Genomic DNA, 15003 nt, shown 5'->3' on the forward strand with positions numbered 1-15003 from the left:
CAGAGAGGGAAAAGCATGGCCAATTTAGTCTATTACGTCGCCGCAACGCTGGACGGTTACATAGCCGACCAGCAGCATCACCTGGACTGGCTAATGAGCTTCCCGCTGGGCGACGACGCAACGCCATACGATGATTTCTACCAGACCGTTGGGGCGGTGATCATGGGGGCTGAAACCTACGGCTGGATCCTTGATAATTCGCCTGAAGCCTGGCCCTACGCCGACGTCCCGGCATTTATCGTCACGCATCGTTCGCTTTCCGTTCCCGAGGGGCAAAATATCACGCTGGTGCAGGGCGAGGCCGCCGCCATTGCGGCGCAGGCACGAAGAGCCGCCGAAGGCAAAGATGTCTGGCTGGTAGGCGGAGGCAAAACCGCCGCTATGTTTGCCGAAGCCGGCGAGCTGCAGCGCCTGTTTATCACCCAGATCCCGGTTGTTATCGGGGCGGGGATACCGCTGCTGCCGGTGAGTAAGGCATTGAACCTTAAGCCAGTCACGCAACGGGTGCTGAAAAGCGGGGGCGTTGAGTTTGTGTATGATGTGGTTGGGGGATAAAAAAACAAAGCATGCGCAAGCCATCAGTTTGGTTACAGCGAGAAACAGTTTTCAGGCTATCTATAAGAACGGAAGGCAGTAGACTCATTTGATTATCCTGAGGAGTCAGACCATGCCCGTATTTACTATCACACTGCGAAAAACCGGTACGTTGGATAAAAAAAGAATTTCGGCCGCCATTCACGCCGCCACGGTGACCACCGGCTACCCCCATAACGATCTGTTCCAGCGCTTTATCAGTCTCGACGACGACTCGCTTTATGTGGACCCAACTTATCCCGATCTTGAACGCCCGCGGAGTGCTAACTTCGTGCTGATTGAGGCTGTACTCTCCTCGGGTTCTCCTGATGCCCGTAAGCATCTGCTCCTTGAGTCTCTGGTTCACGAACTTGGCCTGATCGGCGTGGACAGCAACGATTTGATGGTGCTTTTCAGTGAGGTCGATCGCCTGAACAGTTCATTCGGCGGAGGCAGAAGAGCCTCGCCGGTCTCGATGTCACAATAAGGCCGGGCGTGTACATAAACGCCCTCGTGGAGCAGCATTAATATCACGCATACTGATCTGGTCCGGGAGTCTGATGAATTAAGAAGGCACTGGTAATCGTTCTTCACCGGCGCCTATCTTGTAGATTCGTTGAGAGCAGCTATTGGTTCCCTTAAAGCGGAACTCAACCAGGTAGGTACTGCCTCCCTCGGGGATAAATTGAGAGAAGAGTGGGCCACATGAACCAGAGGTATTAATTTGTTGGCCATAATCAGACCAGGCAGAAATACCCCTTATCCGAATGCTGTGCCCTGCATCGACGGTTTTCTCAATCTGCAACTGCTCGTCGGAAATTGTCCCACGAGTATTTTCAGTCAGAGTGGCAATCCAGGGCAGAAGCTTCTCTCGCCCGCTATGAAAGACACGGCCAATAGGCGTAAAACCTTCGCTGGTTGGCGTTGAAGTATCAACTGCGTAATTCACTGTCATGGGCATTCCCGCAGAGCGGAAGACTATGCGGGCCTGGCTATCTTTGACCGCAACCGTGGCTACCGGAGGCTCTTTGTATTCGGGTACGCCTTCGGCGCAACCAGTCAGCAAGCCAAGCATTGCGCAGGCAGCACCTGCTGATAAATTCAACTTCCTTAACATAGTGAGTTTCTTTATCCCAGTGTAATTTTCGAAAATGGTGCTCATGACAAATAGTTTATTGCATGCATTTTTCATTTCGGGTTTTATCTTCGGTAAGGAACGTTTGAAAAACAATTCATATATTAAATGAATTGTTGTTTTGATTCAAATTATACTCTGGGTATCACTATGGCTTTCGCCTTCAATATATTATGAGCGTGTCGACAAAATAATCTTTGCATTATTTTTTTTTGTTTCCGCTGTATTAGGTTGGAGAAATAGGGTGTCGTTGCAAGGCCTCTGTTTTTCTGTTCTGTGGTTGTATTTATTTCATACAGCCCTACCTGTAGAATACTATCCAGATAATAATTATGAAAATCACCATTCAGATATAGCCCACCAGTGTAAACCGAGTCGATTATATTTCCAGCGAGGCGAGTATTATCCCCATGTTTATTGTTGTTCGATTCGAACCAATGGCAGCATAGGTCCCGGCACGCCATAAACCTATGCTGCAATATCGGGGTAAACAGGCTGAGCAGGAGCGTCACCAGAAAACCCTGTGCTAACGGCCTCTCTTATCCGTCACACATCCGGCGGCGTTCTGGAGTGGCCGCCGCGTGAATTGAATGGCGAGTACTTTAAGCGCAGTTGCTTTTTCACACCCGATTTAGGGCCGATTTTGGGGGCAAAATTGGGGGCGAAATCGCGTTTAGGGCCGATTTTGGGGGCATGTTAATTATTGTGTATGTCGCCAGGTGTCTGTTTGTGGCTTCTTTTAAATAGCTGATAATTAAATAAAATATAAATTATCAATAGTCTAAAAATTAAGGTACTATACCCCCCTACAGTACCTAAGGGGCGGTTATGCCACACTCTCCGGAAGACAAAAAACGCATTTTGACCCGCGTCAGGCGCATTCGCGGCCAGGCGGAGGCGCTTGAGCGCGCGCTGGAAAACGGCGAGCCGTGCCTCGCCATCTTGCAGCAGATCGCGGCCGTCCGCGGGGCGGCCAACGGCCTGATGGGCGAAATGATGGAAATTCACCTTAAAGACGAGCTGGTCACCGGCGATACCTCCGAAGAGCAGCGTGCGCTGCGGATGGCGGAAGTCGGGAATTTGCTGCGCTCTTATCTAAAATAAAAACACCCTCACCAAAAGGAACAAAACAATGAAATCACGTGCTGCGGTGGCCTTTGGGCCGGGTAAACCTTTAGAAATTGTTGAAATCGACGTTGCGCCCCCGCAAAAAGGTGAGGTGCTGGTGAAAATCACCCACACCGGCGTTTGCCATACCGATGCTTTCACGCTGTCCGGCGACGATCCGGAAGGCGTATTCCCGGCGGTGCTGGGCCACGAAGGCGGCGGCATCGTGGTGGAAGTGGGCGAGGGCGTGACCAGCCTGAAGCCGGGCGACCACGTTATTCCGCTCTACACCGCAGAATGCCGCGAGTGTAAGTTCTGTAAATCCGGCAAAACTAACCTCTGCCAGGCCGTTCGCGCCACCCAGGGCAAAGGCCTGATGCCGGATGGCACCACCCGCTTCTCCTATAATGGCGAGCCAATTTATCACTACATGGGCACCAGTACCTTCAGCGAATATACCGTAGTGGCGGAGATCTCCCTGGCTAAGGTCAACCCTCAGGCACCCCTGGATAAAGTGTGCCTGCTTGGCTGCGGCGTAACCACCGGCATCGGCGCGGTGCACAACACGGCGAAAGTGAAAGAGGGCGATACCGTGGCGGTATTTGGCCTCGGCGGGATCGGCCTGGCGGTGATTCAGGGCGCGGTGCAGGCTAAAGCCGGGCGAATCATTGCCATTGATACTAACCCGGAGAAATTCACCCTCGCGCGGGAAATGGGCGCTACCGATTGCATTAACCCGAAAGATCACCAGAAGCCGATTCAGGATGTGATCGTTGAGCTGACCGACGGCGGGGTGGATTACAGCTTCGAATGTATCGGCAACGTGAACGTGATGCGTTCCGCGCTGGAATGCTGCCACAAAGGCTGGGGCGAGAGCGTGATTATCGGCGTGGCCGGGGCGGGTCAGGAAATTAAAACCCGTCCATTCCAGCTGGTGACAGGCCGCGTCTGGCGTGGTTCTGCGTTCGGTGGCGTTAAAGGTCGCACTCAGCTGCCGGGCATGGTGGAAGAGGCAATGGCGGGCAAAATCAATCTTGATCCGTTCATTACTCACCGCATGCCGCTGGACAAGATCAACGAAGCGTTTGACCTGATGCATGAAGGCAAATCGATTCGGACCGTGATCCACTTCGGCGAAGAGTAAGCAGTAAAAAGGGAAGGCGTTAAGCCTTCCCTTATAGCGCTAAACCAGGGGAGGCTAAAGCCTCCCTTTCGTTTTACTGCTGCAGGTCGAAACGGTCGAGATTCATCACCTTCGTCCACGCGGCGATAAAGTCTTTGACGAACTTCTCTGCGGCATCCTGGCTGGCATACACCTCTGCCAGGGAGCGCAGGACGGCGTTAGAGCCAAAGACCAGATCGGCGCGGGTGCCGGTATATTTCACTTCCCCGCTGAGGCGGTCGCGGCCTTCAAACACTTCGGAGTCTGCGCCAGCAGCCTTCCACTCGGTGCGCATATCCAGCAGATTGACAAAGAAATCATTCGTCAGCTCACCCGGACGTGAGGTCAGCACCCCGTGCTGGCTTTCATCGTAGTTAACGCCCAGCGCGCGCAAACCACCGATTAAAACAGTCAGCTCAGGGGCCGTCAGCGTCAGCTGCTGCGCCTTGTCGATCAGCAGCGCTTCGGTTGAGGTCGCATTCGCGATGCGGCGATAGTTTCGGAAGCCATCGGCGGCCGGTTTCAGTAGCTCGAAGGACTCGATGTCGGTCTGCTCCTGAGTGGCGTCCACGCGGCCCGGCGTAAACGGCACTTTGCTGTGGCTGGCTTTCTCAATGCCTACGACGCCGGCCAGCACGATAACGTCCGCAAGGGATGCCTTACCGGATGCTTTTTGAATCGCTTCAAGTACCGGCAGAGCACGGGCCGCCACGGCGTTCACTTCCCAGCCGCGCTGCGGGGCAAGGGCCAGTCGGGCCCCGTTGGCTCCGCCGCGTTTGTCCCCGCCGCGGAAGGTTGAGGCTGAAGCCCAGGCTACCGAGACCAGCTCGCTGACGGAGAGGCCGGAGTCCGCAATGGCTTTTTTCAGCGCGTCGATATCGGCGCTGGACGGCGAGTGCGTCGCTTTCGGCAACGGATCCTGCCAAATCAAATCTTCTTTTGGCACTTCCGGGCCAATGTACCGCGCTTTCGGCCCCATATCTCGGTGCGTCAGTTTAAACCAGGCGCGGGCGAAGGCTTCGTTGAAGGCCTGCGGATCGTTCAGGAAGCGACGAGAAATTTTCTCGAACTCTGGATCGAAGCGCAGCGTCAGGTCGGTCACCAGCATCGTTGGTTTGCGTTTTTTGGACGGGTCAAACGGGTCAGGAATAATATCCGGGCCGTTGGTCGCCTCAAACTGAATGGCGCCTGCCGGGCTGCGGGTTTGAACCCAGTCGTAGCCAAACAGGTTTTCGAAGAAATAGTTGCTCCACTGGGTTGGCGTTTGCGTCCAGACCACTTCGAGGCCGGAGGTAATGGCATCTGCCCCGACGCCGCTCTGATAGCTGTTTGCCCAGCCAAGACCCTGAGCTTCAAGCGGAGCAGCTTCCGGGTCTGCACCAACGTGGGTGGCGGCGGCGGAGCCGTGGGTTTTACCGAGGGTGTGGCCGCCGGCAATCAGGGCGACAATCTCTTCGTCGTCCATCCCCATGTTGCCGAAGGTGGCGCGGATAGCAGGCGCCGCGGAAAGCGGGTCACCGCTGTGCTCAGGCCCTTCCGGGTTAACGTAAATCAGACCCATTTCGGTAGCGCCCAGCGGGGCCTGTGCCAGCGATTCCGGGTGGCGGTGCTCAAGCCACTCTTTCTCAGCCCCCCAGTTGACGTCGAGGTCTGGTTCCCAGACATCCTCACGACCGGCACCGAAGCCGAAGGTGCGGAAGCCCGCATTTTCCAGCGCCACGTTGCCGGCGAGAATGATCAGGTCAGCCCAGGAAATCTGCTGGCCATATTTTTGTTTAATTGGCCAAAGCAGGCGGCGGGATTTATCGAGGCTGACGTTATCCGGCCAGGAGTTAAGCGGGGCAAAACGCTGTTGACCGCGTCCGGAGCCACCGCGGCCGTCGCGGGAGCGATAGGTTCCTGCGCTGTGCCACGCCATACGGATAAAGAGGCCAATATAGCTGCCCCAGTCGGCAGGCCACCAGGATTGAGAATCTGTTAACAGCGCTTTGATATCGCCTTTCAGGGCGTAGTAATCGAGTTTGCTAAACGCTTTGCGGTAGCTGAAGTTTTCGTCCAGCGGGTTAGAACGGTTGGAGTGTTGATTCAACAGGTCGACGCGCAGCTGGTGCGGCCACCAGTCCTGGTTGCTGGTTCCCTCGCCGGCGATATCCGTGCTCTGGCCGTGGTTAAATGGGCACTTTCCTGCGCCCGCCGAGGAAGCATCGTGTAAGTCATTAGAATTGCTCATTTTGCTCTCCGTTATATGTATGCCCGTTAACGATAGTCTGTAAGACTAATAATTAATATCTGGATGGGCCTACGAATTTGATAGCCGTTGCCTTTTAAACGCAAAATTTTACAGCCCTATTATTTTAGTTCTGATTGGTTGCTTTGCAGGAAAAACCCGTCTGATTGTCTGGAAAATAGACGAAGCGGCAGGAGGCTGGTGGGAAATGGGAGAGAGGCAGATGAACGCACACGCAGGGCGGCATTCATCTGTGGAAGGCGGTTACTGAGCCGTCGGCTTCAGCAGGGTTTTTTCCGGGGTTTTCTGCGCCAGGAACTGCTGCTGGAAGATGCACATCCGAATGGCATCGCGGTACTGGCCGTTAATGAAGAACTCGTGGATCAGCTCGCCTTCAACGATAAAGCCCAGTTTTTTATAGATATGCACCGCTTTATCGTTCTCTTTGTCGACAATCAGGTACAGCTTGTAGAGATTGAGCACGGTAAAGCCGTAATCCATTGCCAGTTTGGCGGCGCGAGAGGCCAGCCCCTTGCCCTGGAATTCAGGCGTGATGATTATCTGAAACTCAGCCCGGCGGTGAATATGGTCGATTTCGACCAGCTCCACCAGCCCGGCGTTCACGCCGTTGCAGTCGATCACAAAGCGGCGCTCGCTCTGATCGTGAATATGTTTGTCGTACAGGTCGGAAAGCTCCACAAAGGCTTCGTAAGGCTCTTCAAACCAGTAGCGCATAACGCTGGCGTTATTGTCCAGTTGATGGACGAAGCGGAGGTCTTCACGCTCAAGCGGGCGAAGACGGATCGGCAGTTCTTTACTCATAGCAAGTCCTTGCGCAGATGACGGTGAGGCTTCTTGAACAGAAGCCTCGTTTGGGGCGGGCGCTATTATGGATTAATCGCGCGACCGGTGCGGCGATCCAGGCAGCGCAGGGTGTTCGGCTCCCAGTAAGCGTTCACGTTGGCGCTCTGCTGGCATTTGTCGAAGGTGTCCTGGGCGGCGTCTTGTTTGGCCCAGTCTTTGTCACCGCGTGCCGACTCACGGTCGAACACTTTTTCATTATGGCGGTTGATCTTCTGGCGCAGGTTACGGGTATCGTTCCACTGCTCTTTTTCTTCCGCTGCGCGCTGGCGGGTCATGGAGTTTTCCTGCCCGGCCAGGCTGTTTGTATTGTTGCTGTTACCCGGTTGGACAACGATGATATTGGTTTCGGCCTGAGTCGGCACGGAAACCATGAATGCAGCCCCCAGCAAGGCTAACGGCATCCATGACAGAGACTTACGAAGGATTGAGTTCATCGAGATTTCCTTTTTAGTTTAATAAAACTAATCATATCATTGGGCCTGATTCGCGCCTAATGACATCGATCGTGGGCATTATTATTACTGAAGAAAATACAATATGATCAAAACAACGCTGCTATTTTTTGCTACCGCCCTGGCGGAGATCATTGGCTGCTTCCTGCCCTGGTTATGGCTCAAACGTAATGGCTCCCCGTTGCTATTGCTTCCTGCTGCGCTGTCGCTGGCGATTTTTGTCTGGCTCCTGACGCTGCACCCTGCGGCCAGTGGCCGAGTCTATGCGGCCTACGGCGGGGTTTATGTTGTGACGGCGCTGCTGTGGCTGCGGGTGGTGGACGGTGTGAAGCTCAGCGTGTACGACTGGACCGGGGCGGCCATTGCTTTCTGTGGGATGCTAATCATTGTTGCCGGCTGGGGCCGGGCCTGATTTTCTCTTTTTTCCTGCCTGTCATTTCTCTCACTCAATTTGTAATCGTTGCGTAAAGTCACATTTTAAATGTGACTAACGTTCGATTATCACCAATTGAATACTTGTATGGTAGTTAGATCGGAGGTAGTTTCTGCTCAAATAATTATCGTTGTAGCAATTTGCCTTAAGGAAACAATGCATGAAAATCGTAAAAGCTGAGGTCTTTGTCACTTGCCCTGGGCGAAATTTTGTTACGTTGAAAATCACCACCGATGATGGGTTAACGGGGCTGGGAGACGCTACGCTCAACGGTCGCGAACTGTCGGTGGCATCATATCTTAAAGACCATATCTGCCCCCAACTGGTTGGGCGGGACGCACACCGCATCGAAGATATCTGGCAGTTTTTCTATAAAGGCGCGTACTGGCGCCGCGGGCCGGTGACCATGACGGCTATCTCGGCCATTGATATGGCTCTTTGGGATATCAAAGCGAAAGCCGCAGGCATGCCGCTTTATCAGCTGCTTGGGGGAGCTTCCCGCGAAGGTGTCATGGTTTACTGCCATACGACCGGCCACTCCATTGATGAAGTCCTGGAAGATTACGCCCGCCATAAAGAAATGGGGTTCAAAGCTATTCGCGTGCAGTGCGGCGTGCCGGGGATGAAAACTACCTACGGGATGGCGAAGGGGAAAGGGCTGGCTTATGAACCCGCCACAAAAGGAGACTGGCCGGAAGAGCAACTGTGGTCCACGGAAAAATACCTCGACTTCACGCCAGAACTGTTTGATGCGGTTCGCTCGAAGTTCGGTTTCGATGAACATCTGCTGCACGACATGCACCACCGCCTGACGCCGATTGAAGCCGCGCGCTTTGGTAAGAGCATCGAGGATTATCGCCTGTTTTGGATGGAAGACCCGACGCCAGCAGAGAACCAGGAATGCTTCCGTTTGATCCGCCAACACACGGTAACCCCGATTGCCGTCGGGGAAGTGTTTAATAGCATTTGGGACTGCAAGCAACTGATTGAAGAGCAGCTTATCGACTACATCCGCACCACCATTACGCACGCGGGCGGCATCACCGGTATGCGTCGTATTGCCGACTTCGCTTCACTTTATCAGGTGCGTACTGGCTCTCACGGCCCGTCCGATCTGTCCCCGGTCTGTATGGCCGCGGCTCTACATTTTGACCTCTGGGTACCGAACTTTGGCGTGCAGGAATATATGGGTTACTCCGAACAAATGCTGGAGGTCTTCCCGCACAACTGGACGTTTGATAACGGACTGATGCACCCGAGTGACAAACCGGGTCTCGGCATCGATTTCGACAAGAAGCTTGCGGCGAAATACCCCTACGAACCTGCTTACCTGCCGGTAGCTCGTCTGGAAGACGGTACGCTCTGGAACTGGTAACGAACGTTTTTATTGGCCGGACGGAATATAACGCATCGGAGTCAATAATCCATTCTATCTGGTAATGTCAAAAATAATTATCGGAGTAAAAATGAAATCTATTACGGTAAGAACACCTAATGATTTAGTCATTGAAGAACGTCAAATTCCTAAGCCGAAAAAAAATGAAGTACGGATCCGAGTAGTGAGTGCCGGAATATGTGGTTCGGATATTCATATCTGGCATGGACATAATCCATTTGCTAAATATCCGCGCGTTATTGGCCATGAATTTTGGGGTTATATCGATGCCGTTGGTGAAGACATTGATGAAAAACGTATTGGCGAGCGCGTTGTAGGCGACCCGGTCGTTAGCTGTGGTTCCTGTTATCCCTGTAGCGTAGGACGGCCTAATGTATGTGCAGAGCTTCAGGTAATTGGCGTTCATCGTGACGGTGGTTTCAGCGAATATGTCACCTTGCCGGCAAAAAACTCCCATGTGGTTCCGGCGGCTATTAACGATGATGACGCCACGATGATTGAACCGTTTACAATAGCGGCGAACATTTGCAGTCAGCTTAACCCCACCTCCCATGATGTTGCTTTAGTGTATGGCGCGGGGCCGATGGGGCTTACCTCGGTTCAGGCGCTGCGAGGCGTTTATGGTGTTAAAGAAATTATCGTTGTTGACCGGCTCGAAGAGCGTCTGCAAATGGCAATGGAAAGCGGCGCTGACCGAATCATCAATAATACTCACCTTGATTTAGCTGAGGCACTGGTCGCTCGCGGTATTTATCCTACGTTAATTATTGATGCCGCCTGCCACCCTTCTATTTTACCTGAAGCCATTAAGGTTGCATCTCCAGCGGCCCGCATCGGCATTATGGGGTTCTCTTCCGAGCCCTGTATTATTAGCCAGCAGGGTATTACCAGCAAAGAAATCTCTATTTTTAGCTCAAGGCTCAACAGTAATCGTTTTCCTCTGGTGATTGAATGGATGCAGGAAAGAAAAATACAGCCTGAAAAATTAATTACTCATCACTTCGGCTATCAACAGGTCGTTGAGGCAATGGCATTGTTTGAAAAAGAACAGCGCCATTGCTGCAAGGTGTTATTAACATTTTGATTTTTTTGAATGCGATTTTTCTGTACGCAATAATATAAACTACAGAGGCAATAATGATGAAAACAACGGACCTGGATCAGGGAAATTCAGAAAGAAGTACCTCCGACCTCATCAAAGCCGCCGTTTCTGGCTGGTTAGGAACGGCGCTTGAATTTATGGACTTCCAGCTTTATTCACTGGGCGCAGCGCTGGTCTTCCATGAAATATTTTTCCCAGAACAATCCGCCGCGATGGCGTTAATCCTTGCCATGGGCACCTATGGCGCAGGGTATGTAGCGAGGATTGTCGGGGCGTTCATTTTTGGACGTATGGGAGATACCATCGGTCGTAAAAAAGTGTTGTTTATTACCATTACTATGATGGGAATTTGTACAACGCTAATTGGCGTGTTACCGACCTATGCTCAAATAGGCATCTTCGCACCTTTATTATTGGTTGCTTTGCGTATTATTCAGGGGCTGGGGGCCGGGGCGGAAATCTCCGGGGCGGGGACTATGCTGGCGGAGTATGCGCCAAAAGGGCGGCGCGGCATTATTTCGTCACTCGTCGCCATGGGAACCAACTGTGGCACTCTTTCTGCAACGGCAATCTGGGCGGTAATGTTCTTTATGCTGGATAAAGAACAGCTCCTTGCCTGGGGCTGGCGTATTCCGTTCCTGGCAAGCGTCGTCGTGATGATCTTTGCTATCTGGCTGCGATTTAACCTGAAAGAGAGTCCGGTGTTTGAAAAAGTGAATGAAGGTGATGCGCCTGTTGCGGTGAAGGAGAGCGATAATGCTCATTCGTTGACTGCCATGTTTACCAGTAAATCATTCTGGCTGGCTACCGGGCTGCGGTTCGGCCAGGCGGGGAACTCCGGCCTGATTCAAACTTTCCTTGCGGGCTATCTGGTACAGACGCTGCTGTTTGATAAGAGTATCCCGACGGATGCGTTAATGATTAGCTCGGTCATCGGCTTTATTACTATTCCACTTCTTGGCTGGATCTCTGACAAAATGGGCCGCCGCGTGCCTTATATTATTGTCAATATTTCCGCCATTATTCTCGCTTATCCGATGTTGTCGATGATTATTGATAGGAGTCAGAGCATTAGCGTAATTATGGCCTGCATTATCATTATTCATAATGTCGCGGTATTGGGGTTATTTGCTCTGGAAAATATCACCATGGCGGAAATGTTTGGTGCCCGCAATCGTTTCACGCGTATGGCGATATCAAAAGAGGCGGGTGGTCTGGTGGCCGTTGGATTTGGCCCGGTGCTGGCGGGTATTTTTGTGAATGCCACCGGCGACTGGTGGCCGCTGGTAGCTATGCTCGTTAGTTATTCGGTTATTGGTCTGATCGCCGCCGTGCTGATGCCCGAGGTTCGGGACCGCGATCTCAGCGTGCAGGAAGATGCGGCCGAAGATGAAAACCGCGCCACGGCACCGGTGCGTAATTATTGACATACTCTATAAGCCGCCGGTCAGGCGGCTTCTTTCTATTCGAATAAAAGAAAGGAAATAGAATGAAATTCAGTAATAACGATTTCATTATTATGGAAAATACCTTGCTCAAGGCCAACGCTATTCTTCCCCGCTACGATCGCAGCAAGCTGGTTCCCCGCATTGTCCATCTGGGCTTTGGTGCGTTTCACCGCGCGCATCAGGCCGTATATGCCGATATTCTGGCTAATGAGCACGGCAGCGACTGGGGCTATTGCGAAGTCAATTTGATTGGCGGTGAGCAACAAATTGCCGATCTCAAAAAGCAGAATAATCTCTACAGCGTGGCTGAGATGTCCGCTGAGGCCTGGCAATGCCGCGTAGTGGGCGTTGTCACCGAAGTGCTTCACGCGCATGTCGACGGGCTTGAGGCCGTATTTACCGCTCTGATGCGGCCTGAAGTCGCGATAGTTTCCCTGTCGATTACTGAAAAGGGGTACTGCCACTCTCCGGCAACCGGGAAATTACTGACCGATCATCCTTTATTTCTGCATGACCTGGAGACCCCCCAGAGACCGCAGTCTGCACCGGGCGTGATTATCGAGGCGCTCGCTCGCCGTAAAGCCGCCGGTCTTAAACCCTTCAGCGTAATGTCCTGCGATAACATGCCAGAAAACGGCCATGTCACCCGTAACGTGATAGTTGCCTGGGCCCGGGCGCTGGACGACACGCTGGCAGACTGGATTGACGCTAATGTTACTTTCCCGTCAACCATGGTTGACCGTATTGTCCCGGCGGTCACGCCAGAGTCATTGGCCCTGGTTGCTGAGCAAACCGGCGTTGCCGATCCGGCTGCCGTGGCCTGTGAACCTTTCCGCCAGTGGGTTATTGAGGATAATTTTGTGGCCGGGCGCCCGGCGTGGGAAAAGGCCGGAGCCGAACTGGTCAACGACGTCCTGCCGTATGAAGAGATGAAGCTGCGCATGCTTAACGGCAGTCACTCGTTCCTGGCCTACCTGGGGTATCTTGCCGGTTATCAACATATTTCTGACTGCATGCAGGATGAAAACTACCGCCGCACGGCCCGGAGGTTGATGCTTGACGAACAGGCCCCGACGCTAAAAGTGCAGGATGTCGACCTGGAAAGCTATGCTGACTCACTCATTGAGCGCTACAGCAACCCGGCGCTGCGTCACCGCACCTGGCAAATTGCGATGGACGGCAGCCAGAAGCTTCCCCAGCGCTGGCTGGACGCTGTTCGCTGGCATATCGTGAACGGCAGTTGCTATGACCTGCTGGCGCTGGGCGTGGCTGGCTGGATGCGTTATGTCAGCGGCGTGGACGATCGGGGCAAGGCGATTGAAATCAGCGACCCACTGCTGCCGGCAATAAAAACTGCAGTAGAGCAAAGTGCAGAGGGGGAAGCGCGAGTGAAGGCATTACTCGGGCTGAAAACCATCTTTGGTGATGATTTGCCGGCCAACGCTGCATTCGTGCGCCGCGTTACCGAGCTATATCTGAACCTCCGGGAGAAAGGCGCGCAGGCAACCGTGGCGCAGTTCTAATAGAACAGTAGGGGCGCCTGGCGCCCCATTTCTCTACTCATCGCTGAACCAGTCCTGGTTCTCCTGGCGAATCAGCAAAATTGACTGACTTATTTCATGCAGATGAAGATGCATTGCGGTGTCCACCTCCGCCACATCATGGGCTTTTAGCGCATTGAAAATCGCATAATGCTGCTCAAGCAGCATAGCTGGCGGTGAAACATGGTCGAGACTCATATAGCGCACGCGATCCATCGTCGCTTTAATGTTTTCAACCGTGTCCCAGGCGAGGCTGCAATCTGCAATCAGCGCAAGCTGCCGATGAAATTTATCGTCGAGGGAGAAGAAGTCGTCAATCTGGCTGTCTGTAATCGCCAGCCTTTGCTGGTTGAGCAGGTGTTCCAGCGCATATAAATCGGAGTCGTTCACTTTTTCGGCGGCGCGTTTAACGACCGCACGCTCAATTGCTTCGCGAATAAAACAGCCATTTCTAACGTGGCTGACCGAGATTTTACTCACCCATGTCCCTCGCTGAGGACGTATCTGGACCAGGCCCGTTTCTGCGAGTTTAATAAACGCTTCTCGCACCGGCTGACGCGATACATCAAACCGACCGGAGACCTCTTTTTCCGAAAGCGGGGTCCCGGGGGCAATCTGGCAGCGCACAATTTCACGGCGCAAAATATGATAGATCTGCTGGTTTACCGGTTGAGTGGGATTGATCTCACGGGAAAGTGGCATGGTTTTCTTATCTTCAGAGGTTTGCTGCAAATTTAGCATCGAATGTTCTTAAAATCTAAACCCGGATGGTTTATCCGGGTTTAGAAGAGAGTTACCCTTCGCGGTGGACGCTCAGCCCGGCAAACGTCTGGCTGACCGGCATCATTTCCAGCGTATTGATATTGACGTGTTTCGGCAGCGTCGCCACCCACCAGACGGCCTCGGTAACGTCTTCCGGCGTCAGCGCGTTGGCGTTTTCGTAGGTTTTTCCGGCTTTGTCATCATCGCCTTTAAAACGAACGTTGGAAAACTCGGTGCCGCCCACCATGCCCGGTTCGATGTCGGTAACGCGAACGGCAGTTTTATGCAGGTCGGTACGCAGGTTCAGGCTGAACTGGCGCACGAAGGCTTTGGTTGCCCCGTACACGTTGCCGCCTGCATATGGCCAACTGCCCGCCGTGGAGCCGATGTTAATGATGTGGCCGCGATTGCGTTCGACCATGCCAGGCAACACGGCGCGGGTCATGTACACCAGGCCTTTGTTGTTGGTGTCGATCATGTTTTCCCAGTCATCAACGTTGGCTTTATGCGCAGGCTCCATGCCCAACGCCAGACCGGCGTTGTTGACCAGAATATCAATGTGTTGCCATTCCGCCGGCAGGGAAGCCAGCGCTTCTTCTATTGCCGCGCGATTGCGTACATCCAGCTGCAGCGTAAACAGGTTGTCACCCAGCTCTTCTTTAAGCTCAAGCAAGCGTTCCTGACGGCGGCCGGTGGCAATTACCTTGTGGCCATTTTTAACGAAACGGCGGGTAATGCTTTCACCAAAGCCCGCTGTAGCACCCGTAACCAGTACAATCATCTCTCTGTTCCTCAACGCTT

16 protein-coding genes are annotated in these 15003 nt (G+C 53.2%); 9 read left to right on the top strand and 7 right to left on the bottom strand.

What is annotated here, in order from left to right:
• The first annotated feature begins 15 nt into the window (after nt 1-15).
• Complete coding sequence (locus tag VW41_10380; protein ID AJZ89412.1) at nt 16-555, top strand: dihydrofolate reductase; 540 nt, start codon at nt 16-18, stop codon at nt 553-555.
• 112 nt (nt 556-667) lie between these two features.
• Nucleotides 668-1060: a hypothetical protein gene (locus tag VW41_10385; GenBank protein AJZ89413.1), complete on the top strand. Its 393-nt coding sequence runs from the start codon at nt 668-670 to the stop codon at nt 1058-1060.
• A gap of 78 nt (nt 1061-1138) precedes the next feature.
• Here the strand turns inward: VW41_10385 and VW41_10390 are convergent, their stop codons facing one another.
• Nucleotides 1139-1765: a hypothetical protein gene (locus VW41_10390; GenBank protein ID AJZ89414.1), complete on the bottom strand. Its 627-nt coding sequence runs from the start codon at nt 1763-1765 to the stop codon at nt 1139-1141.
• 74 nt (nt 1766-1839) lie between these two features.
• Nucleotides 1840-2220: a hypothetical protein gene (locus VW41_10395; protein AJZ89415.1), complete on the bottom strand. Its 381-nt coding sequence runs from the start codon at nt 2218-2220 to the stop codon at nt 1840-1842.
• A gap of 316 nt (nt 2221-2536) precedes the next feature.
• Here VW41_10395 and VW41_10400 point away from each other — a divergent pair, with 316 nt between their 5' ends.
• The gene (locus VW41_10400) at nt 2537-2812 is read left to right on the top strand and encodes a hypothetical protein (GenBank protein AJZ89416.1); all 276 of its coding nucleotides are present in this window, start codon (nt 2537-2539) and stop codon (nt 2810-2812) included.
• Between the two features lie 28 nt (nt 2813-2840).
• Nucleotides 2841-3959 (top strand): S-(hydroxymethyl)glutathione dehydrogenase, encoded by a 1119-nt coding sequence (locus VW41_10405; protein ID AJZ89417.1) that lies wholly within the window; start codon nt 2841-2843, stop codon nt 3957-3959.
• Nucleotides 3960-4032: 73 nt separating this feature from the next.
• On the opposite strand, the gene VW41_10410 is transcribed toward VW41_10405, so the two are convergent.
• From VW41_10410 to VW41_10420, 3 genes are all read right to left on the bottom strand, one after another.
• Entirely contained in the window at nt 4033-6207 is a 2175-nt protein-coding gene (locus tag VW41_10410) for a peroxidase (GenBank protein ID AJZ89418.1), read from the bottom strand.
• Between the two features lie 261 nt (nt 6208-6468).
• Nucleotides 6469-7026 carry a spermidine acetyltransferase gene (locus tag VW41_10415; protein AJZ89419.1) on the bottom strand — a complete coding sequence of 186 codons (558 nt, stop codon included), beginning with the start codon at nt 7024-7026 and terminating at the stop codon, nt 6469-6471.
• 65 nt (nt 7027-7091) lie between these two features.
• Nucleotides 7092-7502 carry a hypothetical protein gene (locus VW41_10420; protein AJZ89420.1) on the bottom strand — a complete coding sequence of 137 codons (411 nt, stop codon included), beginning with the start codon at nt 7500-7502 and terminating at the stop codon, nt 7092-7094.
• Between the two features lie 103 nt (nt 7503-7605).
• On the opposite strand from VW41_10420, the gene VW41_10425 reads away from it, so the two are divergent.
• The 5 genes from VW41_10425 to VW41_10445 all read left to right on the top strand — a co-directional run bounded on the left by VW41_10425 (nt 7606) and on the right by VW41_10445 (nt 13422).
• Nucleotides 7606-7932, top strand: a complete 327-nt coding sequence (locus VW41_10425; GenBank protein AJZ89421.1) for a membrane protein — start codon at nt 7606-7608, stop codon at nt 7930-7932.
• Between the two features lie 181 nt (nt 7933-8113).
• Nucleotides 8114-9328 (top strand): bifunctional D-altronate/D-mannonate dehydratase, encoded by a 1215-nt coding sequence (locus tag VW41_10430; protein ID AJZ89422.1) that lies wholly within the window; start codon nt 8114-8116, stop codon nt 9326-9328.
• Between the two features lie 91 nt (nt 9329-9419).
• The gene (locus tag VW41_10435) at nt 9420-10433 is read left to right on the top strand and encodes an oxidoreductase (GenBank protein ID AJZ91926.1); all 1014 of its coding nucleotides are present in this window, start codon (nt 9420-9422) and stop codon (nt 10431-10433) included.
• A 56-nt stretch (nt 10434-10489) separates the two neighbouring features.
• A complete protein-coding gene (locus tag VW41_10440; protein ID AJZ89423.1) occupies nt 10490-11878 on the top strand; it encodes an MFS transporter in 1389 nt (462 codons plus the stop codon).
• A 92-nt stretch (nt 11879-11970) separates the two neighbouring features.
• Nucleotides 11971-13422, top strand: a complete 1452-nt coding sequence (locus tag VW41_10445; protein AJZ91927.1) for a D-mannonate oxidoreductase — start codon at nt 11971-11973, stop codon at nt 13420-13422.
• Nucleotides 13423-13455: 33 nt separating this feature from the next.
• Here VW41_10445 and VW41_10450 read toward each other — a convergent pair whose 3' ends face one another.
• Both VW41_10450 and VW41_10455 read right to left on the bottom strand, forming a co-directional pair.
• Nucleotides 13456-14142 (bottom strand): GntR family transcriptional regulator, encoded by a 687-nt coding sequence (locus VW41_10450; GenBank protein AJZ91928.1) that lies wholly within the window; start codon nt 14140-14142, stop codon nt 13456-13458.
• Nucleotides 14143-14233: 91 nt separating this feature from the next.
• A complete protein-coding gene (locus VW41_10455; protein ID AJZ89424.1) occupies nt 14234-14983 on the bottom strand; it encodes a malonic semialdehyde reductase in 750 nt (249 codons plus the stop codon).
• Between the last annotated feature and the right edge of the window lie 20 nt (nt 14984-15003).

The organism is Klebsiella michiganensis (assembly GCA_000963575.1).
GTDB classification, from domain to species: Bacteria; Pseudomonadota; Gammaproteobacteria; order Enterobacterales; family Enterobacteriaceae; genus Cedecea; species Cedecea michiganensis_A.